The sequence below is a fragment of the Methylocystis sp. H4A genome, assembly GCF_015709545.1.
Lineage (GTDB): Bacteria > Pseudomonadota > Alphaproteobacteria > Rhizobiales > Beijerinckiaceae > Methylocystis > Methylocystis silviterrae.
On the sequence record NZ_JADNQY010000019.1, the window covers coordinates 95,706 to 118,103 of the forward strand.

At 62.9% G+C, this 22,398-nt stretch carries 19 protein-coding genes; 15 read left to right on the forward strand and 4 right to left on the reverse strand.

Features of this window, described 5'->3' with window-relative positions:
• Positions 1-54 precede the first annotated feature (54 nt).
• The 12 genes from IYW40_RS05675 (at position 55) to IYW40_RS05730 (ending at position 16,125) form a co-directional block, all read left to right on the forward strand.
• Positions 55-1,788, forward strand: a complete 1,734-nt coding sequence (locus IYW40_RS05675) for a formate--tetrahydrofolate ligase (protein WP_196399748.1) — start codon at positions 55-57, stop codon at positions 1,786-1,788.
• A gap of 62 nt (positions 1,789-1,850) precedes the next feature.
• Positions 1,851-3,044 carry an aminotransferase class V-fold PLP-dependent enzyme gene (locus IYW40_RS05680; protein ID WP_196399749.1) on the forward strand — a complete coding sequence of 398 codons (1,194 nt, stop codon included), beginning with the start codon at positions 1,851-1,853 and terminating at the stop codon, positions 3,042-3,044.
• Between the two features lie 90 nt (positions 3,045-3,134).
• A complete protein-coding gene (locus IYW40_RS05685; protein ID WP_196399750.1) occupies positions 3,135-4,076 on the forward strand; it encodes a D-2-hydroxyacid dehydrogenase in 942 nt (313 codons plus the stop codon).
• Between the two features lie 153 nt (positions 4,077-4,229).
• Complete coding sequence (locus tag IYW40_RS05690; RefSeq protein WP_196399751.1) at positions 4,230-5,090, forward strand: NADP-dependent methylenetetrahydromethanopterin/methylenetetrahydrofolate dehydrogenase; 861 nt, start codon at positions 4,230-4,232, stop codon at positions 5,088-5,090.
• A 12-nt stretch (positions 5,091-5,102) separates the two neighbouring features.
• The gene (gene fchA / locus IYW40_RS05695; RefSeq protein WP_196399752.1) at positions 5,103-5,735 is read left to right on the forward strand and encodes a methenyltetrahydrofolate cyclohydrolase; all 633 of its coding nucleotides are present in this window, start codon (positions 5,103-5,105) and stop codon (positions 5,733-5,735) included.
• 34 nt (positions 5,736-5,769) lie between these two features.
• Positions 5,770-6,942, forward strand: coding sequence for a malate--CoA ligase subunit beta (locus IYW40_RS05700; RefSeq protein WP_196399753.1), 1,173 nt, complete (start codon positions 5,770-5,772; stop codon positions 6,940-6,942).
• Positions 6,943-6,959: 17 nt separating this feature from the next.
• Positions 6,960-7,847: a succinate--CoA ligase subunit alpha gene (gene sucD, locus IYW40_RS05705; RefSeq protein ID WP_196399754.1), complete on the forward strand. Its 888-nt coding sequence runs from the start codon at positions 6,960-6,962 to the stop codon at positions 7,845-7,847.
• A 101-nt stretch (positions 7,848-7,948) separates the two neighbouring features.
• Positions 7,949-10,702, forward strand: coding sequence for a phosphoenolpyruvate carboxylase (locus tag IYW40_RS05710; protein ID WP_196399755.1), 2,754 nt, complete (start codon positions 7,949-7,951; stop codon positions 10,700-10,702).
• A gap of 22 nt (positions 10,703-10,724) precedes the next feature.
• Complete coding sequence (locus tag IYW40_RS05715) at positions 10,725-11,696, forward strand: CoA ester lyase (RefSeq protein WP_196399756.1); 972 nt, start codon at positions 10,725-10,727, stop codon at positions 11,694-11,696.
• A 173-nt stretch (positions 11,697-11,869) separates the two neighbouring features.
• The gene (locus IYW40_RS05720; RefSeq protein WP_196399757.1) at positions 11,870-13,999 is read left to right on the forward strand and encodes a hypothetical protein; all 2,130 of its coding nucleotides are present in this window, start codon (positions 11,870-11,872) and stop codon (positions 13,997-13,999) included.
• A complete protein-coding gene (locus tag IYW40_RS05725) occupies positions 13,969-14,721 on the forward strand; it encodes a DUF3142 domain-containing protein (RefSeq protein WP_196399758.1) in 753 nt (250 codons plus the stop codon). Before IYW40_RS05720 ends, IYW40_RS05725 begins: the two co-directional genes overlap by 31 nt.
• 129 nt (positions 14,722-14,850) lie before the next feature.
• Positions 14,851-16,125 (forward strand): glycerate kinase, encoded by a 1,275-nt coding sequence (locus tag IYW40_RS05730; RefSeq protein ID WP_196399759.1) that lies wholly within the window; start codon positions 14,851-14,853, stop codon positions 16,123-16,125.
• 153 nt (positions 16,126-16,278) lie between these two features.
• On the opposite strand, the gene IYW40_RS05735 is transcribed toward IYW40_RS05730, so the two are convergent.
• Together IYW40_RS05735 and IYW40_RS05740 are read right to left on the reverse strand one after the other, a co-directional pair.
• Positions 16,279-16,542 carry a BrnA antitoxin family protein gene (locus IYW40_RS05735; protein WP_196399760.1) on the reverse strand — a complete coding sequence of 88 codons (264 nt, stop codon included), beginning with the start codon at positions 16,540-16,542 and terminating at the stop codon, positions 16,279-16,281.
• The gene (locus tag IYW40_RS05740; RefSeq protein WP_196399761.1) at positions 16,526-16,828 is read right to left on the reverse strand and encodes a BrnT family toxin; all 303 of its coding nucleotides are present in this window, start codon (positions 16,826-16,828) and stop codon (positions 16,526-16,528) included. Before IYW40_RS05740 ends, IYW40_RS05735 begins: the two co-directional genes overlap by 17 nt.
• A 90-nt stretch (positions 16,829-16,918) precedes the next feature.
• On the opposite strand from IYW40_RS05740, the gene IYW40_RS05745 reads away from it, so the two are divergent.
• Genes IYW40_RS05745 through IYW40_RS05755 form a run of 3 tightly spaced genes read left to right on the forward strand, consistent with a single transcriptional unit; the run spans position 16,919 to position 19,824 of the window.
• Positions 16,919-17,770: an NADPH-dependent oxidoreductase gene (locus IYW40_RS05745; RefSeq protein ID WP_196399762.1), complete on the forward strand. Its 852-nt coding sequence runs from the start codon at positions 16,919-16,921 to the stop codon at positions 17,768-17,770.
• Positions 17,771-17,793: 23 nt separating this feature from the next.
• On the forward strand, positions 17,794-18,501 hold the full coding sequence (locus tag IYW40_RS05750) for a class I SAM-dependent methyltransferase (RefSeq protein ID WP_196399763.1): 708 nt from the start codon (positions 17,794-17,796) through the stop codon (positions 18,499-18,501).
• A gap of 3 nt (positions 18,502-18,504) precedes the next feature.
• Complete coding sequence (locus tag IYW40_RS05755) at positions 18,505-19,824, forward strand: MFS transporter (protein WP_196399764.1); 1,320 nt, start codon at positions 18,505-18,507, stop codon at positions 19,822-19,824.
• Between the two features lie 111 nt (positions 19,825-19,935).
• Here the strand turns inward: IYW40_RS05755 and IYW40_RS05760 are convergent, their stop codons facing one another.
• A complete protein-coding gene (locus IYW40_RS05760) occupies positions 19,936-20,397 on the reverse strand; it encodes a pseudoazurin (protein WP_196399765.1) in 462 nt (153 codons plus the stop codon).
• 171 nt (positions 20,398-20,568) lie between these two features.
• Entirely contained in the window at positions 20,569-22,380 is a 1,812-nt protein-coding gene (locus IYW40_RS05765; RefSeq protein WP_196399766.1) for an ATP-binding cassette domain-containing protein, read from the reverse strand.
• Positions 22,381-22,398 lie beyond the last annotated feature (18 nt).

Genomic DNA, 22,398 nt, shown 5'->3' on the forward strand with positions numbered 1-22,398 from the left:
GAAAAAAACGAATTCTGGGCTTGTGCGACGCAGGCCTGATAGGGAGTGGACTGCATGTCAGAACGGTCAGCCGCCGCGCCGGGCGCGAGCGGAAAGGACAATCAGCATCTTGCGCCGAAGTCCGACATCGAGATTTCGCAGGCCGCCAAGATGCGGCCGATTATCGACGTCGCGCGCGACAAGCTCGGCATCCCGGCCGAACATGTGCAGCCCTATGGCCACTACAAGGGCAAGATTTCCCTCGACTACATCTCCTCGCTCGACAGCCAGGCCGACGGCAAGCTGATCCTCGTCACGGCGATCACGCCCACGCCCGCCGGCGAAGGCAAGACGACGACGACCGTCGGCCTCACGGACGGTCTCAATCACATCGGCAAAAAGGCGCTGTGCTGTCTGCGCGAGCCCTCGCTCGGTCCCTGTTTCGGCGTTAAGGGCGGCGCCGCCGGCGGCGGCTATGCGCAGGTCGTGCCGATGGAGGACATCAACCTCCACTTCACCGGCGACTTCCACGCCATCGGCGCGGCGAACAATCTGCTCGCGGCGCTGATCGACAATCACATTTATTGGGGCGGCGAGCCCAAGATCGACTCGCGCCGCGTTGCATGGCGGCGCGTCGTCGACATGAACGACCGCGCATTGCGCTCGATCGTCTCGTCTCTCGGCGGCGTCACGAACGGCTTCGCCCGCGAGGACGGATTCGACATCACCGTCGCTTCGGAAGTGATGGCGATCTTCTGCCTCGCCTCGGACTTCGCCGATCTGCAGCGGCGCTTGGGTGACATCATCGTCGGCCAGACCCGCGACAAAAAAAGCGTGCGCGCCTCGGAAGTGAAGGCGGCGGGCTCCATGGCCGCGCTGCTCAAAGACGCGATCGCGCCCAATCTGGTGCAGACCTTGGAGAACAATCCGGCCATCATCCACGGCGGGCCTTTCGCCAATATCGCGCATGGCTGCAATTCGGTGATCGCGACGAAGGCCGGCCTGAAGCTCGCCGACTACGTCGTGACGGAGGCGGGCTTCGGCGCCGATCTCGGCGCGGAGAAATTCTTCGACATCAAGTGCCGCAAGGCGGGCCTCAAGCCCGATATCACGGTGATCGTCGCGACGATTCGCGCGCTCAAGATGCATGGCGGCGTCGCCAAGGACGATCTGAAGGCCGAGAATGTCGCGGCGGTCGAGAAGGGCTTCGAGAATCTGAAGCGCCATATCGGCAATGTCCGCAAATTCGGCGTGCCGGTGCTTGTTTCGATCAATAAGTTCTCGTCGGATACGGCGGCCGAGATGGCGGCGCTCGACAAGCTCTGCAAGGCGGAAGGCGTGGAATGCGTCGTCGCCGACAATTGGGGCTCCGGCGGCGCCGGCGCGGCGGATCTCGCCAAGGCGGTCGTCAACACCATCGAGACGCAGCCCTCGAACTTCAAGCCGCTGTATCCGGACGACATGCCGCTTGCCGAAAAAGTGCGCACGATCGCCAAGGAGCTCTACGGCGCCGCCGATATCTCCTATGATTCGAGCATCAAGGCGCGCTTTGCCGAACTGGAGAAGGAAGGCTTCGGCAACTTCCCGGTCTGCATCGCCAAGACGCAATACAGCTTCTCGACGGATCCAAACGCCAAAGGCGCGCCTTCGGCCTTCACGATCCCGATCCGCGAATTGCGCCTCTCCGCGGGCGCCGAGTTCATCGTGGTGGTGTGCGGCGACATCATGACGATGCCAGGACTGCCGAAGGTCCCAGCCGCCAACAACATCTACGTTGACGAATCCGGCCGTATCGCCGGCCTGTTCTAGCGCGTTCCCGGCGTCATCGACGCCGCGCCATCTGAAACCCGCCGCTCGAAAGGAGCTTGAGAATGTTGAATTCCAGAATTCCCGGCAGGAACTTCCTGTTTGTGCCGGGCCCGACCAATCTGCCCGACCGCATCGTGCGCGCCATGTCGGTCGCGTCCGAAGATCATCGCTCGCCGACGTTCCCCGATCTCGTCAAGCCGCTCTTCCCCGGCCTGAAGAAGGTCTTCGGCACGGAAAAGGGCCACGCCTTCATTTTCCCGGCGTCCGGCACCGGCGGCTGGGAAGCCGCGATCACCAACACGCTGTCGCCCGGCGACAAGGTTTTGGCGCAGCGCTTTGGCCAGTTCTCCCATCTGTGGATCGATCTGTGCAAGCGCCAGGGCCTGGAGGTCATCGTGCAGGAGCGCGAATGGGGCACCGGCAATGATCCCGAACTGATCGAAGAGACGCTGAAGGCCGACAAGAATCACGAGATCAAGGCGGTTCTCGCCACGCATAATGAAACGGCGACCGGCGTGACCTCCGACATCGCCGCGGTGCGCAGGGCGATGGACAACGCCAAGCATCCGGCGATGCTCTTCGTCGATGGCGTGTCCTCGGTTGCGTCGCTCGAGTTCAAAATGGACGAATGGGGCGTCGACGTGATCGTGTCGGGCTCGCAGAAGGGCTTCATGCTGCCGGCTGGCCTGTTGCTGATGGCGGCAAGCCCGAAAGCGATCGAAAAGGGCAAAACCAACCAAGGTCGCCGCGCGTACTTTGAATTCCGGGACATGATCGCCCAGAACGCGAACGGCTATTTCCCTTATACGCCCTCCGTGCCGCTGCTCTATGGCCTCAAGGAATCGCTGTCGATCCTCTTCGAGGAGGGCCTCGATCAGGTCTACAAGCGCCACCACCACCTCGCCGAGGGCTGTCGCGCCGCGGTCGCGGCCTGGGGCCTCAAGTGCTGCGCAAAGGAGCCGAAGTGGAATTCCGACACCGTCACCGCCATTGTGGTGCCGGAAGGCTATGACGCCGCCAAGGTCATCGAGACCGCTTACAAGCGCTACAACCTCGCGCTCGGCGCCGGCCTCTCGGAGGTCGCGGGCAAGGTGTTCCGCATCGGCCATCTCGGCGATTTGAACGAGTTGATGCTGCTGGGCGCCATTGCTGGCGCGGAAATGGCGATGCTCGACCATGGCATCAAGGTGACGCCGGGCTCCGGCGTCGCGGCGGCGCAGGCGGTCTATCGCGCCAATCCGATGCTCAAGATGTAAATCGGCAACCGGCGGTCGGAGCGTTCCGACCGCCGGAGCCCGATGAACGACTGCCAAAAAAAGAATTGAGAAAGAGGGGGAAACCAGGACATGTCGCACAAAATCGTCTTTCTCGATCGGGAAACGCTCGACGCCAATGTGCGCAAGCCAAATTTTCCTCACGAATATACGGAATACGCCCAGACGGCGCCCGACCAGATCGTTGAACGCCTGAAGGGCGCGACGATCTGCATCACCAATAAGGTGCCGCTGCGCGAAGCGACGTTGAAGCAGCTTCCTGGCCTCAAGCTCATCGCCGTCGCCGCGACCGGCACGGACGTCATCGACAAGGCCTATACGAGCGGCAACGGGATCGTCGTCTCCAACATTCGCAACTATGCGTTCAACACGCTGCCCGAACATGTGTTCGCGCTGCTCTTCGCGCTGCGTCGCAATTTGGTGAACTATTATAATTCCGTTCGGCAGGGGCGCTGGGGCGAAGCCAATCAGTTCTGCTACTTCGACTATCCGATCTATGACATCGCCGGCTCGACACTCGGCATTATCGGCTATGGCGCGCTCGGCAAGGAGATTGAAAAGCGGGCCACGGCGCTCGGCATGAAAGTGCTGATCAATGACGTCACGGACGTGCCGAACAAGGTCGACATCCCGACGATCCTGCGCGAGGCCGACGTCATCACGCTCAACCTGCCGCTCACGCCGGAGACCAAGAACATGATCGGCGCGAAGGAGTTCGCGTCGATGAAGACGTCCGCCTGCATCATCAATACGGCGCGCGGCGGCATCGTCGACGAGGCGGCGCTCGCCGACGCGCTGCGCAAGGGAGTGATCGCGGGCGCCGGAATGGATGTCTTGACCGTCGAGCCGCCGAAGAACGGCAATATTCTGCTCGATCCGACGATTCCCAATCTCATCATCACGCCGCATGTCGCCTGGGCCTCGAAAGAGGCGATGCAGGTGCTGGCCGACCAGCTTGTCGACAATATCGACGCCTTTGTCGCCGGCAGCCCGCGCAACGTCGTAGCGGCGTAAGGAAAGCCGATGCTTCGCTCCCTCAGCCGTCATGCCCGCGCTTGTCGCGGGCATCCACGCGGCGCCTCTCAGGAGCGATTGAAAAATGTTTTGCACCGTTCCGGCGTGGATGGCCGGAACAAGCCCGGCCATGACGTGGCCTGAGGACATCCAATGACCAAAAAACTGCTTTTCCTTTTCGACACCGATCCGGTTCCGAGCGTTTTCGACACGGTGGTCGGCTATGACGGCGGCGCCGACCGCATCATCGGCTATGGCGCCGTGACGCCCGAGAACGTCGGCGCGCTGGTCGACGGCTGCATCTACACGCGCGGCCCGAAGGAAAAACAAAATACCGCGATCTTCGTCGGCGGCGGCGACATGACGGCCGGCGAAGCCGTGTTCAAGGCGGTGAAGAAGCGTTTCTTCTCGAATTTCCGCGTGTCAGCGATGCTCGATTCGAACGGCTCCAACACGACCGCCGCGGCGGGCGTGGCGCTGCTCGCCAAGGCAAGTTCGCTCAAGGGCAAGAAGGCCGTCGTGCTCGCCGGCACCGGCCCGGTCGGCATGCGCGCCGCGGCGATGCTCAATATCGAAGGCGCCGAAGTCGCCATCACTTCGCGTCAGAAAGCGCGCGCCGAGGCCGCGGCGAAAGCCATTCAGGAGCGCTTCGGCTTCACGCCCGCGGTGATCGAAGCGTCGGATAACGCAGCGCGCGCCCAGGCCGTAAAGGGCGCTCAGATCGTCTTCGCGGCAGGCGCCATCGGCGTCCCGCTGCTCGACGAGCAGGATTGGCAGAACGATCCGACGATCGAACTCATCGCCGACTGTAACGCGCAGCCGCCGCTCGGCGTCGGCGGCGTCGAGGCGACCGACAAGGCCAAGGAGCGCCACGGCAAGATCGTCATCGGGGCGCTGGGCCTCGGCGGGCTCAAGCTCAAATTGCATCGCGAATGCGTCGGCAAGCTGTTTGACGCCGCCGACCAGGTGTTCGACTGCGAAAACATTTATGCGCAAGCCAAAGAGCTCGCCTGACCGAGGAAAGATATGAGTGCCAAGACCGATACGATTGGAAAATTCCTCGACGAACTCGCCAGCGATGCGCCGACTCCCGGCGGCGGCGGCGCGGCGGCGCTTTCGGGCGCCATGGGCGCGGCGCTCGTCTCGATGGTGTGCAATCTCACCATCGGCAAAAAGAATTACGAAGCCGTTTCAGCCGATCTGCAGCTCACTCTCGCCAAGGCTGAAAAGCTGCGCGCCGAGCTGACCGCGGGCGTCGATGAAGACGTCGTCGCCTTCAACACGCTGATGGGCGCCTATGGCCTGCCGCGCGGCACCGATGAGGAGAAGGCGAAGCGCTCGGAGACGATTCAGTCGGCGCTGAAAGAAGCGACGCTGGCGCCGCTGAAGACGTGCAAAATCTGTTATGAGGTCATCAGCCTGTCGAAAGAGGCCGCCGACAAGGGCAACCTCAACGTCATCAGCGACGCCGGAGTCGCGGTGCTCGCCGCCAATGCCGGACTGCGCAGCTGCGCGCTCAATGTCTTCATCAACGCCAAGGCGATCAAGGATCGCGACTTCGCCGAGCGGCAGCTTGCCGAAGTCAATGCGCTTCTCGCCAAGGCCGCGGCCGAAACGGAAGCGGTCTATGAGACGGTCAAAGCCAAAATAGGCGGCTGAGGAAGCCGCGCCGCATTGCGAGGAGAGGACTGAAATGGACGTCCACGAGTATCAGGCCAAGGAAATACTGGCGAGCCACGGCGTCGAAGTTCCGCCCGGCACGGTCGCTTTCAGTCCGGATCAGGCGGTCTATGCCGCAACTGAGCTCGGCGGCTCGCATTGGGTCGTCAAGGCGCAAATTCACGCCGGCGCGCGCGGCAAGGCGGGCGGCGTCAAGCTCTGCCGCACCTATCACGAAGTGCAGCAGGCGGCGCGCGATCTGCTCGGCAAACGGCTCGTCACGTCGCAGACCGGGCCGGAAGGCAAGCCGGTGCAGCGCGTTTATGTCGAGGTCGCCGATCCTTTCGAGCGCGAGATTTATCTCGGCTATGTTCTCGACCGCAAATTGGAGCGCGTGCGCGTCATCGCTTCGAAGCATGGCGGCATGGATATCGAAGAGATCGCCAAGAACACCCCCGACGAACTGCTCCAGGTCATCGTCGAGCCCGCCGTCGGCCTGCAGCAGTTTCAGGCGCGCGAACTCGCCTTTCAGCTCGGCCTCAATATCAAGCAGGTCTCGCGCGCGGTGAAGACGATCATGGGCGCCTATCGCGCCTTCCGCGACAATGACGCGACCATGCTCGAGATCAATCCGCTCGTCGTCACCAAGGACGACAAGGTTCTGGCGCTCGACGCGAAGATGTCCTTCGACGACAATGCGCTGTTCCGCCGTCACAACATCGTCGACATGAACGATCCCTCGCAGAGCGATCCGCGCGAGGCGCAGGCGGCCGAGCACAGCCTGAATTACATCGGCCTCGACGGCGAGATCGGCTGCATCGTCAACGGCGCCGGACTCGCCATGGCGACGATGGATATGATCAAGCACGCCGGCGGCAATCCGGCGAACTTCCTCGACGTCGGCGGCGGCGCTTCGCCGGAGCGCGTCGCGACCGCGTTCCGTCTCGTTCTGTCGGATCGACGCGTGAAGGTCGTGCTCGTCAACATCTTCGCCGGCATCAATCGTTGCGACTGGGTGGCGCAGGGCGTCGTTGACGCGGTGCGCGCCGAAAAGATCGAGGGCGTTCCGCTCGTCGTGCGCCTCGCCGGCACCAATGTCGAAGCCGGCAAGAAGATCATCGCCGAAAGCGGCATTCCGATCATCCAGGCCGACACGCTGGCCGAAGCCGCCGAGAAGGCTGTCGCCGCCTATCAGGGCGCCAAGTAAGCGCCGGAGAACGACACATGAGCATTCTCATTGATGAAAAGACGCCGATCCTGGTCCAGGGCATCACCGGCGACAAGGGCAGTTTCCACACCAAGGAGATGATCGACTACGGCAGCAATGTCGTCGCCGGCGTCACGCCCGGAAAGGGCGGCAAGACTCACCACGGCGTGCCGGTGTTCAACACGGTCCGCGAAGCGGTGCGCGAAACCGGCGCGCAGGCTTCGATCACCTTCGTCGCGCCAGCCTTTTGCGCCGACGCGATCATGGAGGCCGCCGACTCCGGCGTGCGCCTGATCTGCTCGATCACCGACGGCATTCCGGCGCAGGACATGATGCGCGTGAAGCGCTACTTCCTGCGCTTTCCGAAGGATCGCCGGCCGATGCTGGTCGGCCCGAACTGCGCCGGCATCATTTCGCCGGGCAAGGCGATGCTCGGCATCATGCCCGGCCACATCTATAAGCAGGGCCCGGTGGGGCTGATCTCGCGCTCCGGCACGCTCGGCTATGAAGCGGCGTCGCAGCTGAAGGCGCTCGGCCTCGGCATATCGACCTCGGTCGGCATCGGCGGCGATCCGATCAACGGCTCGTCGTTCCTCGACCATCTGGTGCTGTTCGACAAGGACCCGGAGACCGAGGCCGTGCTGATCATCGGCGAAATCGGCGGTCCGCAGGAGGCTGAAGCCTCCGCCTGGATCAAGGAGAATTTCTCCAAGCCGGTGATCGGCTTCGTCGCCGGCCTTACGGCGCCCAAGGGCCGCCGCATGGGCCACGCCGGGGCGATCATTTCGGCGACGGGCGACAGCGCCGCGGAAAAAACCGAGATCATGAAGTCCTACGGGCTGACCGTCGCGCCGAGCCCGGCGGAATTCGGATCGACCGTCGCCAAGGTATTGCAGAGCGCCTGAGGAATGCAGCATTGGCGTCGGCGCCGTCGCGCGCCGCCGTCCGGCCGTATTTTGCGAAGCCGTTCATCCTGCGCGGCGTCGTGAGCGCCTAAGGAGTTTTGATGACCGCCGAGACCCAGACATTGAAGAGCCTGTCTTCGACCGGCTTGCCGTCTGCTTATGCGACTCGTTCGGTCATCGAAGCTTCCGACTTCCTGCGCGAGCAATTGCTCACCGTGATTCGGCGTCACACGCCGGAGATCGAGGCCGTCGTGCGCGACTCAAAGGCGGGCGCAGGTCTGGAGCCGCGCCAGATGGCGCGCGCGCTTCAGGCGCAGGGCATCCTGTTTCAGCTCGTCTCCATCGCGGAGCAGGCGTACGCCATGCGCCGGCGCCGCCGGATCGAGCGCGAAAAGGGCCACGACAAGCTGCTCGGCACGTTCGACTACGTCTTGTCGAGCGCCGCGGCTTCAGGCGTCGCGCCAGACGAAATACGCGCGCAACTGCACACGCTGCGCATCCGTCCCGTGATCACCGCCCATCCGACGGAGGCGAAGCGCGTCTCGATCCTCGAAAAATATCGCCGCATCTATCTGCTGATGCGCGAACTCGAATCGACCCGCTGGACGGACCGCGAGCGCGAGGCGCTGGTGAAGTCGATCTATGATCAGATCGAACTTCTGTGGCTCACTGGCGAATTGCATCTCGAAAAGCCCACGGTCGATCAGGAAGTCGCCTGGGGTCAGCACTTCTTTCACGAGAGCATTTTCGATCTCGCGCCGGAGCTTCTGTCCTCCTGCGAACGCGCGCTGCGACGCCACTATCCCAACGAAACATTCGAGGTCGCGCCTTTTTTCCAGTTCGGGTCCTGGATCGGCGGCGACCGCGACGGCAATCCGTTCGTGACGAACGACGTCACCCGCCGGACCATGCGTGAAAACGCCGCGGCGAGCTTGAATTATTATCGAACGCGCTTCGTCGATCTTGCGCGCATGCTGTCGATCAGCCAACGCGCCGCCGATATTCCTCAGTCTTTCCGCGAGGAGCTGGCTGAACGCCTCGCCGCGCTGCCGGACGGCGCAGCGATCGAAGCGCGCAATCAAAACGAACCTTACCGGCAATTCGTGATGACGATTCTGCGCAAGCTCGACCAGACGCTGCGCGCCGTGAACGCCGAGCCGACGACAGGTCCGCGCTATGCGAGCGCCGACGAACTCATCGCGGACCTGCTGGCGCTCGAAAAGGCGCTCAATGAAGCCAAGAGCGACGCGCTCGCGACCGATCTCGTGCGTCCGCTGCGCCGCGCGGTGGAAACCTTCCGCTTCAGCACGGTGCGCCTCGACATCCGCCAGAACACGACGCGCACGACGCAGGCGCTCGAGGAGCTGTGGCGCCTGAAGACCGGCGGCGAGACGCCGCCCGACCTCGATGCTCCCGAATGGCGCCAATGGCTGCTCGCCGAGCTTGCAAAGCCGCGTCAGACGCCTATCCCGCGCGACACGCTTTCCGCCGATACGCGCGACGTCATCGAAATGTTCGAGGTGGTCGCCGAGATGCGCGTACAGCTCGACCGCGAAGCCTTCGGCGGATTTATTTTGTCGATGACGCGTTCGGCGGTCGACGTCCTCGGCGTGTATCTGCTCGCCAAGGAGGCGGGGCTGTTTCTCGACGAACCCGGCGTCGAGATCCTCACGCTGCCGATCGTGCCGCTCTTCGAGACGATCGGCGATCTGCGCGCCGCGCCGGCGATCATGCGCGACCTTCTGCAGGTTCCGGTCGTGCGCCGCTCGACGCGCTGGCAGGGCAATCTGCAAGAGGTGATGATCGGCTATTCCGATTCCAACAAGGACGGCGGCTTTCTGTCGTCCAATTGGGAGTTGTTCAAGGCGCAGGCCCGCCTCACTCAGGTCGGACGTGAGCAGGGCGTCGCCATCGCCTTCTTCCATGGGCGCGGCGGCTCAGTGTCGCGCGGCGGCGCGCCGACCGGCCACGCCATCGCGGCGCAGCCGGCGGGCTCTATCCGCGGGCGTTTTCGCGTCACCGAACAGGGCGAGGTCGTGTCGTTCAAATACGCCAATCGCGGCACGGCGGCCTATCAGATGGAGCTTTTGGCGTCCTCTGTGTTCCAGCATGCGCTCAAGTCCGAACGCGAGGAAGCGCTGGCGCCGCACGCGGAGTTCGATGAGGCGCTCGAGGAGATTTCCGGCGCCTCTTTCGCGGCCTATGCGAAATTTATCGGCGATCCGGATCTTGTGGCTTACTTTCAGGCGGCAAGCCCGCTTGAAGAGATTTCGCTGCTCAACATCGGGTCCCGTCCGGCGCGGCGCTTCGGCGCCAAAAGCCTGGCGGATTTGCGTGCGATCCCCTGGGTCTTCGCCTGGGCGCAGAACCGCCATTCGATCACCGGCTGGTACGGCGTCGGAACCGGTCTGAAGAATTTCGTTGACGTGCGCGGCGACCGCGGTTTCGAGCTCTTGCGACGGATGTTCGAAGATTCGCGCATGTTCCGGCTCATCATCGATGAGGTCGAGAAGACGCTCGCGCTCGTCGATCTCTCGATCGCCAAACAATATGCGGGCCTTGTCGCGGACGAAGCCGTGCGAAATAAAATCTTCAAAGCGATCGAAGAGGAATTTGCGTTGACGCGCGAGATGGCGCTGCGCGTCACCGGCGGCGTCGAACTGGCGGAGCGCTTCAAGGAATATCAGGCGAGGCTTTCGCATCGCCTGCAGACCATCAACGAGGTCAATCGCGAGCAGGTGGCGCTGCTTCGCCGGTTTCGCGAGGCAAAGGACGAAGCGGAGAAAGAGGCCGTCAAAGTGCCTCTACTGCTGTCGATCAGCTGCGTCGCGGCCGGACTCGGGGCCACAGGCTAATTCAACAGGAAGGGGTAAAAATATGAGCTTCACTTTAATCGAGCAGGCCACGCCGCGTCTGCATCGCTCGGAACTCGCCGTGCCGGGCTCCGCGCCGGGCATGTTCGAAAAGGCCGCGCAGTCAAAGGCCGATCAGATCTTCTTGGATCTCGAAGACGCCGTCGCGCCCGACGACAAGGAACAGGCGCGCAAGAACATCATCCAAGGCCTCAACGACATCGACTGGGGCAAGAAGGTGATGACGCTGCGCATCAACGGTCTCGACACGCAGTACTGCTATCGCGACGTCGTCGACGTTCTCGAGAATTGCCCGCGCCTCGACATCGTGCTGATCCCGAAGGTCGGGGTTCCGGCCGACGTCTACGCGATCGACATGATGATCACGCAGATCGAGCAGTACAAGAAGCGCACCAAGAAGATCGGCATCGAAATCCTGATCGAGACCGCGCTCGGCATGGCCAATGTCGAGGCCATCGCGCAGTCTTCAAAGCGCCTTGAGGCCATGTCCTTCGGCGTCGCCGACTATGCGGCGTCGACCCGCGCCCGCACCACCGTCATCGGCGGCGTCAATCCGGATTACGGCGTGCTGACCGACAAGGACGCGAACGGCAATCGCGAATATTACTGGGCCGATCAGTGGCATGCGGCGCAGACGCGCATGATGGTCGCGTGCCGCGCCTACGGCCTGCGTCCGATCGACGGACCGTTCGGCGACTTCGGCGATCCGGACGGCTATATCGCCGCCGCCAAGCGCGCCGCGGTGCTCGGCTATGAGGGCAAGTGGGCGATTCATCCCTCGCAGATCGAACTCGCCAATCAGGTCTTCACGCCGTCCGACGCCGAGGTCACGAAGGCGCGCCGCATTCTCGACGCGATGAGCCAGGCCGCCAAGGAAGGCAAGGGCGCCGTCTCTCTCGACGGCCGCCTGATCGACATCGCCTCGATCCGCATGGCCGAGGCGCTGATCGAAAAGGCCAACGCAATGGCGGCGTAAGCCGCCGCGCTCCAAAGAGCGGAGCCTATAAAGGGCGAGGGACGGCGTGACGCCGCCCTCGCCCTATTTTTGAAGCGTGAAAATTCTTCTTGATTATTTTCAACAGACGCGCACCCGCCGATCCGGTAGGAAGCAGTCTGACGCAGCTTGCCGGCCACGTTCAGGGAACCGCCATGCGCCAGCTTTTTTCAAGTCTCGCCTCTCTCATGCTGCTGTGTTCCGCGAGCCAGGCGTTCGCCTGCGCGGGCGATGGTCTCGGCCGCGCCGGATGGAAGCTGGATCACAAGGACTTTTCCAGTCGCGACAATTTACCGTTCCTCAGTCCGGGCAATGACAGCCGCGTCAACGCGCAGTTCCTGATGATGGACGCGCGGCCTTGGCCCGTCGACGCGCCAAAAGACGAGGTGAAGCTCGATATCTATCCCGACTATTTCGTGCTTTTCGCGCGTGACGCTTTCAACGACATCTTTGCGCGAAACTCTTGCGATTATGCGGGCCGGCCCGTCAAAGACGTGGCGACAACGCCGAGCGACTTCTTTGACGAAGGCACGCGATGCGTCTCGGCTCAAAGCGGCGAGGACGCCTTTATTCAGGCTGTACAGGCCGAAAAGGCTCTGAGCGAAGCTGAACGCGCTGCGTTGATCCGTTCACGCAAGGAGATGACGACCGCCTGCCAAGGAAAGGATGCGGCGCCTAGCGCCTCGAAGGCTTATGTCGCGGGCGCCGACGCATCGGCGGCCGCGCGCGAATTCGCCGCTTATCTTGCCGGCGCAGAGTCCTTTTACGGCGGCGCATTCGACGCTGCGCTCAACGCTTTTCGCAGCCTCGCGAACGCGCAGAATGTGTGGGTGCGCGAGAGCGCACGCTACATGATCGCCCGCACGCTTCTGAACAAAGCGTCGGTCGGCGCGTTCGCCGAACTGGACGGCGCGCCCGAGCCAAAAGTGTCGGATCGCCAATCGCTGAAAGCGGCGGAATCCGAATTCAAATCCTATCTCGTCGACTATCCGCACGGCCGCTACGCGGCGTCGGCGCGCGGCCTGTTGCGTCGCATCTATTGGCTCGCTGGCGACCGATCGCAGGCCGCGACGGAGTACGCCTGGCAGCTTAGGCATGCGCGCGATCCGGGCGCCAATCTCCGCAGTTCGGATCTCGCCGCTGAAATCGACTCGAAACTCGGTCTCGACTCAAAAGACGTCCATGACGCAAATCTTCTCGCGATCGACGATTTGACGATGATGCGGCCCACTGATGCGTCGCAGAAGAAGTTCTCGGCGGCCGATCTTGACGCGCAGGCGCGAGACTTCGCCGGACATGACGCGCTGTTCGCCTTTCTGAAGGCGGCGCGCGCCTACTATGTCGACGGGGACTATGCGACGGCATTGAAGCTGTTGGGTGATCCGACGCCGGGGCCGTTGTCGCCGCCCTATCTCGGTTTCAGCCGCGAAGTTCTTCGCGGTCAGGCGCTGATGGCGTCGGGGCGGTATGCGGCGGCGATCGACCACTGGAGGCGGCTGCTGCCGCTCGCCACGCAGCCCTGGCAGAAAGAGGCGGTCGAACTCGGCCTCGCGTTGAGCTGGGAACGCTCCGGAGAGGTCAACAAAGTCTTCTTGAAGGACACGCAACTGTCGTCGCCGCGGATTCGTGCGATGCTGCTGCGATATATTGCAGGACCGATCCTGCTGCGGATGGCCGTCGCGGACCCGGCCTCGGCTGAGGAGCGCAAGCTTGCGCGCTTCGTGCTTCTCCTGAAAGAGGCGACGCATGGCCAATATGCGGGGTTCCTTCGGGATTATTCTGCGGAGGGACTGGCGAAGGACGACGCCGACACCGCACGGCCCGGGCAATATCCCAATTACCAATCCAGCGTCTTGCTGTGGAGCGGCGGCGCCGAAAAGGGCTACGCTTGTCCAGACCTCAAGTCGATTGTCGGCGAGCTCGCCGCCAATCCTCAGGACCCGCACGCCATGTTGTGCTTCGGCGACTTCATCCGCGTGAACAGTCTCGACGGCTTCGAGGCGTCCCGGCCGGCGCCCGACGAACTTGGCGGCGGCAAATCCATATTTCCCGGCGAACCCTATGCGCGTGGCGAGGTCTATAAGAAGCTCATCGGCTCGCCGGCGACGCCTGCGCGCGACCGGGCTTATGCGCTCTACCGCGCGATCAATTGCTACGCGCCGGCGAACAACAACACTTGCGGCGGCAAGGACGTCGAGAAGGCGCAGCGCAAAGCCTGGTATGACCAGCTCAAGGCGCAATATGGCGCGACAACATGGGCGAAAAGCCTGAGATTTTACTGGTGAGAATTTCGCGGCGTGTCGCCGCCGCGTGTCTTCTCGCTGTTGGCGTCATTTGGACAGCGGCGGCCGATACGATTGTGCGCGCGGCGGATTACGACGCCTACTGGCTATGGGCAGGCGTGCGTGCGCGTCCCGAACTCGCTTCCGCCAAGACCATCTATCTGCTTCAGGCCGAAATCGGACCCGATGATTCAGGTGAGATGCGTGTAAAGGCGCAGGGCGCGACCGAGCCGAGCCCTCATCCACAAGCATTATGGCTGGTCTATCGCGTGCGCAGCATCGACTGGACGCCCGCGATTTTTGCGGCGGTCAAGCGTCGGCTTGCCGAGTGGCGCGCAAAGTCGGACAAGGTCATCGGCGTTCAGATCGACTTTGACGCCGCGACGCGCGGCCTGACCACATACGCGGCCTTCCTTGCAGAGCTACGTCAGACGTTGCCGGCGGATTGCGCGCTTGGCGTTAGCGGGCTGATGGACTGGGCCTCTCAGGCCACGCCGGAAGACATTGACAGACTTGGTCGGAGCGTCGACGAGGTCGTGTTTCAGACTTATCGCGGCCGCGCCACCGTTGACCATATCGACGCCTACCTGGCGCGCGTCGGACGTGTCCATACGCCTTTTCGGCTCGGCCTCGCGGAGGGCGCCGTCTGGTCGCCGCCGGAAACGCTGGCGCGTCACCCCTATTTTCGCGGCTATGTCGTGTTTTTGCGTAATCCATCGCAATAAGGAGCCGCGGCGCGCGACTCCGCGCCCGGTTGACGGGCGCTTGAGATGCTGAAAAGACAGCGCCGACGGTTGTCGCAGCTCCGCGGCGCTAACCGTACGAATTGCCAAAAGAACAAGGTAAAATGCGCGATGTCCGACGATTTCCGCACCCTCCTTCGCGCCATGTTTAACGCCGCCGTCGGCGCTGCGTCGCCAACGGTCTGCCTGCCGCCCTATCTCGCGAAAATCGCGCCGCCGAAGGGCCGCACCATCGTCGTCGGCGCGGGCAAGGCGGCGGCCTCCATGGCGGCGGCGGTGGAGGCGCATTGGCAAGGCCCGCTCGAAGGGCTCGTCGTCACGCGCTACGAGCATGGCGCGCCGACAAAACACATCGAAGTGATCGAAGCCTCGCATCCGGTGCCTGACGCGGCGGGACGCGAGGCGGCCAAGCGCATTTTGCAGAAAGTGCAGGGGCTTTCGCAAGACGATCTCGTTCTCGCGCTGATTTCCGGCGGCGGCTCGGCGCTGATGGCGCTGCCGGCCGAGGGCGTCACGCTTGAGGAAAAGCAGGCGGTGAACAAAGCGCTGTTGAAGAGCGGCGCGAATATCTCCGAGATGAATTGCGTGCGCAAGCATCTCTCCGCCATCAAGGGCGGACGTCTCGCCCGCGCCGCGGCGCCGGCGCAGGTCGTGGCGTTGATGATCTCCGACGTGCCGAATGACGATCTTTCGGTGATCGCCTCCGGCCCCACGGTTCCAGATCCGACGACGCGCGAAGACGCTCTGGCCGTCATCGCCAAATATAAGATCGACGCGCCGGCGGCGGTGCTCGCGCATCTGCAAGACCCCGGATGCGAAACGCCCAAGCCCGGCGACGCCATCTTCGAGAAAGTGCAGAACATTCTCATCGCCACGCCGCAAGGCTCGCTCGACGCGGCTGCGGCTGTCGCGAAGTCGGCGGGGTTCACGCCCTGCATCCTGGGCGACCTCGAGGGCGAGTCGCGCGACGTGGCGCTCGTGCATGCCGGCATCGCAAAGCAGATCGCCCTCCACGGCCAGCCGTTCGCGCCGCCCGTCGCCATCATCTCGGGCGGCGAGACGACCGTCACCGTGCGCGGCAAGGGACGGGGCGGACGTGACGCGGAGTTCTTGCTCGGATTGACGCTCGCGCTCGAAGGCTTCGGCGGCATATCGGCGATCGCTTGCGACACCGACGGCATCGACGGCAGCGAAGACAACGCCGGCGCGATCATGACGGCGGATTCATTCGAGCGCGCGAAAAAGATCGGCGTCGATCTGAAGGCGCATTTCGCCAACAATGACGCCTATAGCGCATTCGAAAAGCTCGGCGATCTCATCGTAACCAAGCCGACGCGCACCAACGTCAACGACTTCCGCGCGATCCTCGTGCCGAGGCGGGTGTAATTACACATCTGGCCGAATGTCATTCCCGACGCGCGTGATCGGGAATCCAGAAAAAACCAATCTTTCGCGACGTTGCTCTGGATTCCCGGTCAGGCCTTCGGCCTGCCGGGAATGACACCGTCCAAGCGAACGGATAACCGGATTTCCTATGACTCAGCGGACCTTTTCGGCGAGCCAGATTTTTATCAGCGACTGATAGGGCACGTCGCGTTTATTGGCGGCGATCTTGATCTGCTCGAGCAGACTGACCGGGAGCCGTAGAGAGATCGAGGTCGTCGACGGTTTGAGATTGGGCAAGCGAACGCGCTTCGCTTTGCTCCAGTCGACATGTTCCGCGGAGTCGTGACTCTCCCAATAAGCACGTTCGTCTGCTTCGGTTGCGAACGTCGGCGGCGGAGTCTTAGTCGTCTTGCTCATAGCGTTGTCGTTCCTTGCGACTCATATCGCGGGCGGAGATAACTCGAATGCGCGTCCCGTTTGAGCGCAGCGTGAATGTGACACGCAGCAATCGAGATGCGTCCGTTCGACCGAGGGCGTGATAGCGTGGCTCGCTCTGGTTGTGAGCCAAGTCGTCCGTCACGATCAGCGGATCATTGGCAAAAATCTGCTCAGCCTCCGCCTGGCTCACGTCGTGCTTTTCGACGCTCTTGCGCGCGTTGCCGTGATCCCACTCGAAACCGGCGACATGCTCGAAATTGACCATTTGTGTATATTTCCATAATATACAAGCGAGTCAACAAAGCGACAGGGTGGAATGTTGCGCCAGCAGAGCAACCCGCCTAAAGGAAGCGCCATGAACAAGCCTTTGAGCCCGCAACCCTTCGATCCGCGCGGCGCGGCGGCGATGTTTGAACGCTATCGCCGTGACGATTCGCCAAAGCCTAAGCAGTGGAACGACACGCTCGATCTCATTCTGGCGCATCGTTCGCATCGCAATTTCCTGCCCGAGCCGCTGCCCGAGGGCGCGCTGGAGATCATCGTCGCGGCGGCGCAGTCGGCGTCCACATCGTCGAATCTGCAAGTCTGGAGCGTCGTCGCGGTGCAGGACGAGGCGCGCAAGACGCGTCTCGCCGATCTTGCCGGCGGCCAGAAACACGTCCATCACGCCCCGTTGTTTCTCGTCTGGCTCTGCGATCTCGCGCGTCTCGAGAATATCGGGCGCGAGAGGGGGCGTGATGCCGCCGGATTGTCTTACTTCGAGATATTTCTGACCGGCGCGGTCGACGCCGCGCTCGCCGCGCAGAACGCGGTCAGCGCGCTTGAATCGATCGGCCTCGGCTGCTGCTATATCGGCGCGATGCGCAATAAGCCGGAAGAGGTCGCCAAGGAATTGAATTTGCCGCCGAACGTCTTCGCCGTCTTCGGCATGGTTGTCGGCGTTCCCGATCCGGCCGCCAACGCCGCCGTTAAACCTCGCCTTGGTCAGGCGGCGGTGCTTCATCATGAGCAATATGAATGGGGCGAGGCGCAGCGCGAGGCGATCGAAACGCTCGACGAAAAGTTCAAGGAATTCCAGAAGGAGCAGGGCCTGCCGGATCAGGGGTGGATTCGCCAGGCGCTGTCGCGCGTGCGCGGTCCGGAGGCGTTGAGCGGTCGCGACCGCATTCGCGAAGCCCTCAACGCATTGGGCTTCGCTCTTAAGTGAATCGACGAGAAAAAGGCTGGCTTATGAACGCCGATGTAAAGAGCGCATACTCAGGCGAGATTTTCGATCTCTGGGATACCTATGAGAAGGTCGTCATCAAAGATTTCATGTTTCACGCGGCGCTCGGCGAAGAGGTCGAGCGCGCCTTGCGCGAGCGCTTCGAAGGGCGCGCCTTCTCTCTGCTCGATCTCGGTTGTGGCGATGCGCATGTCTTTGCGCCGATAATGCGCCGGGTTCCCCCGTCAAGCTATAAGGGGATTGATCTTTCGGACACCGCGCTCGCGATCGCAGCCGAAAATCTGAAATCTCTGCCATGCCCCGTGCAGCTCGCGCATAGCGACATGCTGTCGGCTCTTTCCGACGGCGTCTCCTATGATGTCCTCCACAGCAGTTTCGTTCTGCATCACCTGTCGACCGAGGACAAAGCGGAATTCTTCCGCCGCGCGTCGCGGGCGCTCGCGCCCGGCGGCCTGCTGTTGCTGGTCGACACGATGCGCGAGGAAGACGAAACGCGCGATGACTATCTGAGGCACTATTTCGCCTGGATCGAGAAGGATTGGACCGGCCTTTCGCGGGCTGAAAAAGACGCGATTTTCGATCATGTCTCGACAAGCGACTATCCGGAGCCATTGTCGCTTCTGGAGCGACAGGCGCGCGCCGCGGGTCTCACGCGCTTGCCGGGCGATGTTCCGCATCGCTGGCACCATCTCATGCGCTTTGAGCGGGCTTAACTAATGTCGGATGCGGCGGTCGCAGCGCCCCCCAAGCTCGGCGCGCCGCGTGAAACTGTCGACGCCGACCGCGTCGTCGCGAAAGTGGCGCGGCGTCTGATACCGTTTCTCGTCACAGCTTTTATCGTCGCCTATCTCGACCGCGTGAACATCGGCTTCGCCGCCCTGACAATGAATGCCGAACTTGGCTTCACGCCGGAATTCTTCGGCTGGGGCGCCGGAGTCTTCTTCATCGGCTATTGCCTTTTCGAAGCGCCGAGCAATTACATCATGCACCGCGTCGGCGCGCGCCTGTGGATCGCGCGCATTATGGTGAGTTGGGGCCTCGTTTCGGCGCTCACCGCCTTCGTCTGGAGCGAGGCGAGCTTCGTTGGGCTGCGTCTGCTGCTCGGCGTGATGGAAGCCGGTTTCGCGCCGGGCGTCATTCTCTATCTCACCTATTGGATCCCCGCCGCCCAGCGCGCGCGCGTTCTCGCCAGCTTCCTGATTGCGGTTCCTCTCGCCAGTGCGATCGGATCGCCAATCTCGGGATTCATCCTCGCTTCGCTGAACGGCGTCGGCGGGATCAGCGGCTGGCGCTGGCTGTTCCTGATGGAGGCGCTGCCTTCGATCATTCTCGGGGTCGTCTGTTTTTTCTATCTGCCTGACGGGCCTCAGTCGGCGAAATGGCTCACGTCCGGCGAAAAGGCGTCGTTGCGCGCCGTGCTCGAGCGTGAGGCCGGGCGGGATCATGGCGACCATTGGCGCGCGCTCAAGGATGGGCGCATTCTCATTCTCGGCGTCGCCTATTTCGGGATCGTCATTGCGCTCTATGGCTTGAGCTTCTGGCTCCCGCAAATCATCAAAGCTTTCGGGTTCGGCGTCATCGCCACGAGTTTGCTGGCGTCCATTCCCTATATTTGCGCCGCGCTGGCGATGTGGGCCTGGAGCCGCAGCTCCGACCGGCGGCGTGAGACCGTCGGCCACACGGCGCTCGCCGGCGTCGTCGGCGCCATGGGATTGGCCTGCGCCGCCTACGCGCCGACGCCGTTGCTGTCGATGATAGCGTTGTCCGTCGCCGCTGTCGGCGCGATCGCGGCGCTGCCGACGTTCTGGAGCTTCACGACGCTGGCGCTCGGAACGGGCGACGCCGTGGTCGGCGTCGCGGTGATCAACTCGATCGGCAATATCTCGGGGCTTGCCGGGCCCTACCTCGTCGGTCTCGTCAAAGGCGCGACGGGCGAATTTTCTGACGCGCTGCTCGCGCTCGCCTTGGGACCGCTGATCGCGGCTTTGCTGATTCTCCGCATCGGCAGGGTCAGCCTTCGATTTCTTCGCGCCTGATGTCTCGCTGCGGCCATTTCTCGGCGCCGGAGAGAGGCTTTCGCCGCGGCGAAAGCCTCTCTCGTTGCGGCTGATTGGGCGTTCGCCAAAGCCGCATTTAGGCGCGAAGCCTCAGAGGCTCCCCAGAAGTTTCGTCATGACCTCGCCCGCCTTGCCGGGCAGCTTCGCCTGCTTGGCGGCTTCGAGATTGGTCGGCTCTCCGACGATGACGACGCCGACCATTCCCAGCGTGTAGTGCGGATCGCAACGGAAGCCATAGACGCCAGGCGTCGATAGCGTGATCGCCAATTCCTCATTGATCTTGCCGCGGAATGGCTCGGCGCCCGAAGGGAGCAACTCCTTTATCGTGACGGCGTTATGCCCCTTATCGGCCGCGACGAATTTAATCGTGTCGCCCGGTTTGATCCGCACGACCTCCGGCTCGAACACCATATAACGGTCCGCGCCCTTGTTGAGCATTTTGATCTCGACGGTTTCTCCCGCCATCGAGGGGTGCGACCATCCGATGAGGATTGCAAGAGCCAAAGCGGTCGCGCCGAAAGGGCGGCCAAGAGTGTGATATGCGCGTGTCACGAAGCTTTCTCCCTGGAACTATTATTAGTTGACGCGCTGATGCAAGTTTCCCTGCGGCGCTTCTCTTGGAAGAGAGCCAGACATCTAGCTATGCTGATTTCGATCATCAATAACGAGCGGCAAAACTTTGCATGGAAGACTTCCATTGTGCTGCTGTAGAGTGGAAGTCTTCTAGTTTGACCGCTCTTCCTCGCGCTTGATTTCGAGCGCAAGCCACTCATCTTCGGCCTCAGCGATGTCAGCTTGCAGCGCGGCGAATGCTTCGCTCGCCTTGGCGAATTTGGCCGGATCGCGCGCATAGAGCTCCGGGTCGTCGAGCAATCGCTGCAATTTCGCGCATTTTTCCCGCCACGCGTCGATTTTGCCGGGCAGGGTCGCGAGCGCATGCTGTTCCTTGAAGGAGAGCTTTTGCCGTATCGTCGCCCTCTCGCGCGGCGCGGGCTTTTCTTTCGTCTCCCGCGCTGAGGCGATCGCGCCCCGCGTCTCCACGCCCTTGCCGCGCTGGGCGACCATGTCGCTATAGCCGCCGGCATATTCAATCCAGCGGCCGTCGGCATCGCTCATCAAAACGCTGGTCGCGACGCGATCGAGAAAATCGCGATCATGGCTGACGACGATGAGCGTGCCGGGATAATCCGCGAGCATTTCCTCCAAGAGATCGAGCGTTTCGAGATCGAGGTCGTTCGTTGGTTCGTCGAGCGCTAAGAGGTTCGACGGCTTCGCCAGCGCCCGCGCAAGCATTAAGCGCCCGCGCTCGCCGCCCGAAAGCCTGCCGATGGGCGTGCGCGCCTGTTCCGGCTTGAACAGGAAATCCTTCATGTAGCCGATGACGTGACGCCGCTCGCCATTGATTTCGATCGTGTCGGAGCCGCCGCCGGTCAGCGCGTCCTGCAAGGTGGTTCCCGGATCGAGACTCGCGCGGCTTTGCTCGAGAGTCGCCATTTCGAGATTGGCGCCCAATCGCACCTTGCCGCTGTCGGGCGCGAGCGCGCCGGTCAGCATGTTGACGAGCGTCGTCTTGCCGGCGCCATTCGCGCCGATGATTCCGATGCGATCGCCCCGCAGAATGCGCGTCGTGAAATTCTCGACGATGACGCGTTCGCCGTAGGACTTGCCGATCTTGATCGCCTCGATGACCAGTTTGCCGGAAAGCTGAGCTTCGCTGGCTTCAAGTTTCACGTCGCCGGTCGGCATGACGCGATCGCGGCGCTCCGCGCGCAGATGGTGCAGCCCCCCGAGTCGCTTCATATTGCGCTTGCGCCGCCCTGAGACGCCATGGCGCAGCCAATGTTCTTCGGCGACGATCTTGCGCTCCAACTTGTGTTGCTGCTTTTCCTCTTCCTCCAATTCGCGGTCGCGCCAGGCCTCGAACTCCTTGAAGCCGCGCGCCAGATGGCGCGTGCGGCCGCGGTCGATCCAAAGCGTTTCCCGGGTGAGATCCTGAAGAAAGCGGCGGTCGTGGCTGATGAGCACGAGCGCCGACCGCAACGTCGCGAGCCTTTCTTCGAGCCATAGGATCGTTGGCAGATCGAGGTGGTTCGTCGGCTCGTCGAGCAGCAAAATGTCGGGCTCAGGCGCGAGAACGCGGGCGAGCGCCGCCCGCCGCGCTTCGCCGCCCGAGAGGCGCGCGGGGTTTTCGTTCCCCTCGAGCCCCAGATCATTGAGCAGGGTTCTGGCGATGTGAGGATCGTCGAGCGGCCCGAGGCCAGCTTCGACATAGGCAAGCGCCGTGGCGAAGCCGGAAAAGTCCGGCTCCTGCGGCAGATAGCGCAGCGACGCGCCGGGCTGCAGGAATCGAACGCCGCCGTCCGGCTCGATTTCGCCGGCCGCGATCTTGAGAAGCGTCGATTTGCCCGAACCGTTGCGGCCGACGACGCACAGCCGGGCGCCTGTCGCAACGGCGAAATCGGCGCCCTCCAGCAGCGGCTTCCCGCCGAGCGTGAGCATGACGCCCTGGAGGGCGAGGAGGGGCGGGGGGGCCATTGGAAGCTTAGCAGTGTC

Coding starts and splice junctions, on each gene's coding strand:
- IYW40_RS05735 (WP_196399760.1), bottom strand. CDS start 16,542: ATGAGCAAGACGACTAAGACTCCGCCGCCGACGTTCGCAACCGAAGCA.
- IYW40_RS05690 (WP_196399751.1), top strand. CDS start 4,230: ATGACCAAAAAACTGCTTTTCCTTTTCGACACCGATCCGGTTCCGAGC.
- IYW40_RS05715 (WP_196399756.1), top strand. CDS start 10,725: ATGAGCTTCACTTTAATCGAGCAGGCCACGCCGCGTCTGCATCGCTCG.
- IYW40_RS05675 (WP_196399748.1), top strand. CDS start 55: ATGTCAGAACGGTCAGCCGCCGCGCCGGGCGCGAGCGGAAAGGACAAT.
- IYW40_RS05745 (WP_196399762.1), top strand. CDS start 16,919: ATGAACAAGCCTTTGAGCCCGCAACCCTTCGATCCGCGCGGCGCGGCG.
- IYW40_RS05685 (WP_196399750.1), top strand. CDS start 3,135: ATGTCGCACAAAATCGTCTTTCTCGATCGGGAAACGCTCGACGCCAAT.
- fchA (WP_196399752.1), top strand. CDS start 5,103: ATGAGTGCCAAGACCGATACGATTGGAAAATTCCTCGACGAACTCGCC.
- sucD (WP_196399754.1), top strand. CDS start 6,960: ATGAGCATTCTCATTGATGAAAAGACGCCGATCCTGGTCCAGGGCATC.
- IYW40_RS05720 (WP_196399757.1), top strand. CDS start 11,870: ATGCGCCAGCTTTTTTCAAGTCTCGCCTCTCTCATGCTGCTGTGTTCC.
- IYW40_RS05740 (WP_196399761.1), bottom strand. CDS start 16,828: ATGGTCAATTTCGAGCATGTCGCCGGTTTCGAGTGGGATCACGGCAAC.
- IYW40_RS05730 (WP_196399759.1), top strand. CDS start 14,851: ATGTCCGACGATTTCCGCACCCTCCTTCGCGCCATGTTTAACGCCGCC.
- IYW40_RS05755 (WP_196399764.1), top strand. CDS start 18,505: ATGTCGGATGCGGCGGTCGCAGCGCCCCCCAAGCTCGGCGCGCCGCGT.
- IYW40_RS05765 (WP_196399766.1), bottom strand. CDS start 22,380: ATGGCCCCCCCGCCCCTCCTCGCCCTCCAGGGCGTCATGCTCACGCTC.
- IYW40_RS05700 (WP_196399753.1), top strand. CDS start 5,770: ATGGACGTCCACGAGTATCAGGCCAAGGAAATACTGGCGAGCCACGGC.
- IYW40_RS05680 (WP_196399749.1), top strand. CDS start 1,851: ATGTTGAATTCCAGAATTCCCGGCAGGAACTTCCTGTTTGTGCCGGGC.
- IYW40_RS05710 (WP_196399755.1), top strand. CDS start 7,949: ATGACCGCCGAGACCCAGACATTGAAGAGCCTGTCTTCGACCGGCTTG.
- IYW40_RS05750 (WP_196399763.1), top strand. CDS start 17,794: ATGAACGCCGATGTAAAGAGCGCATACTCAGGCGAGATTTTCGATCTC.
- IYW40_RS05725 (WP_196399758.1), top strand. CDS start 13,969: ATGGGCGAAAAGCCTGAGATTTTACTGGTGAGAATTTCGCGGCGTGTC.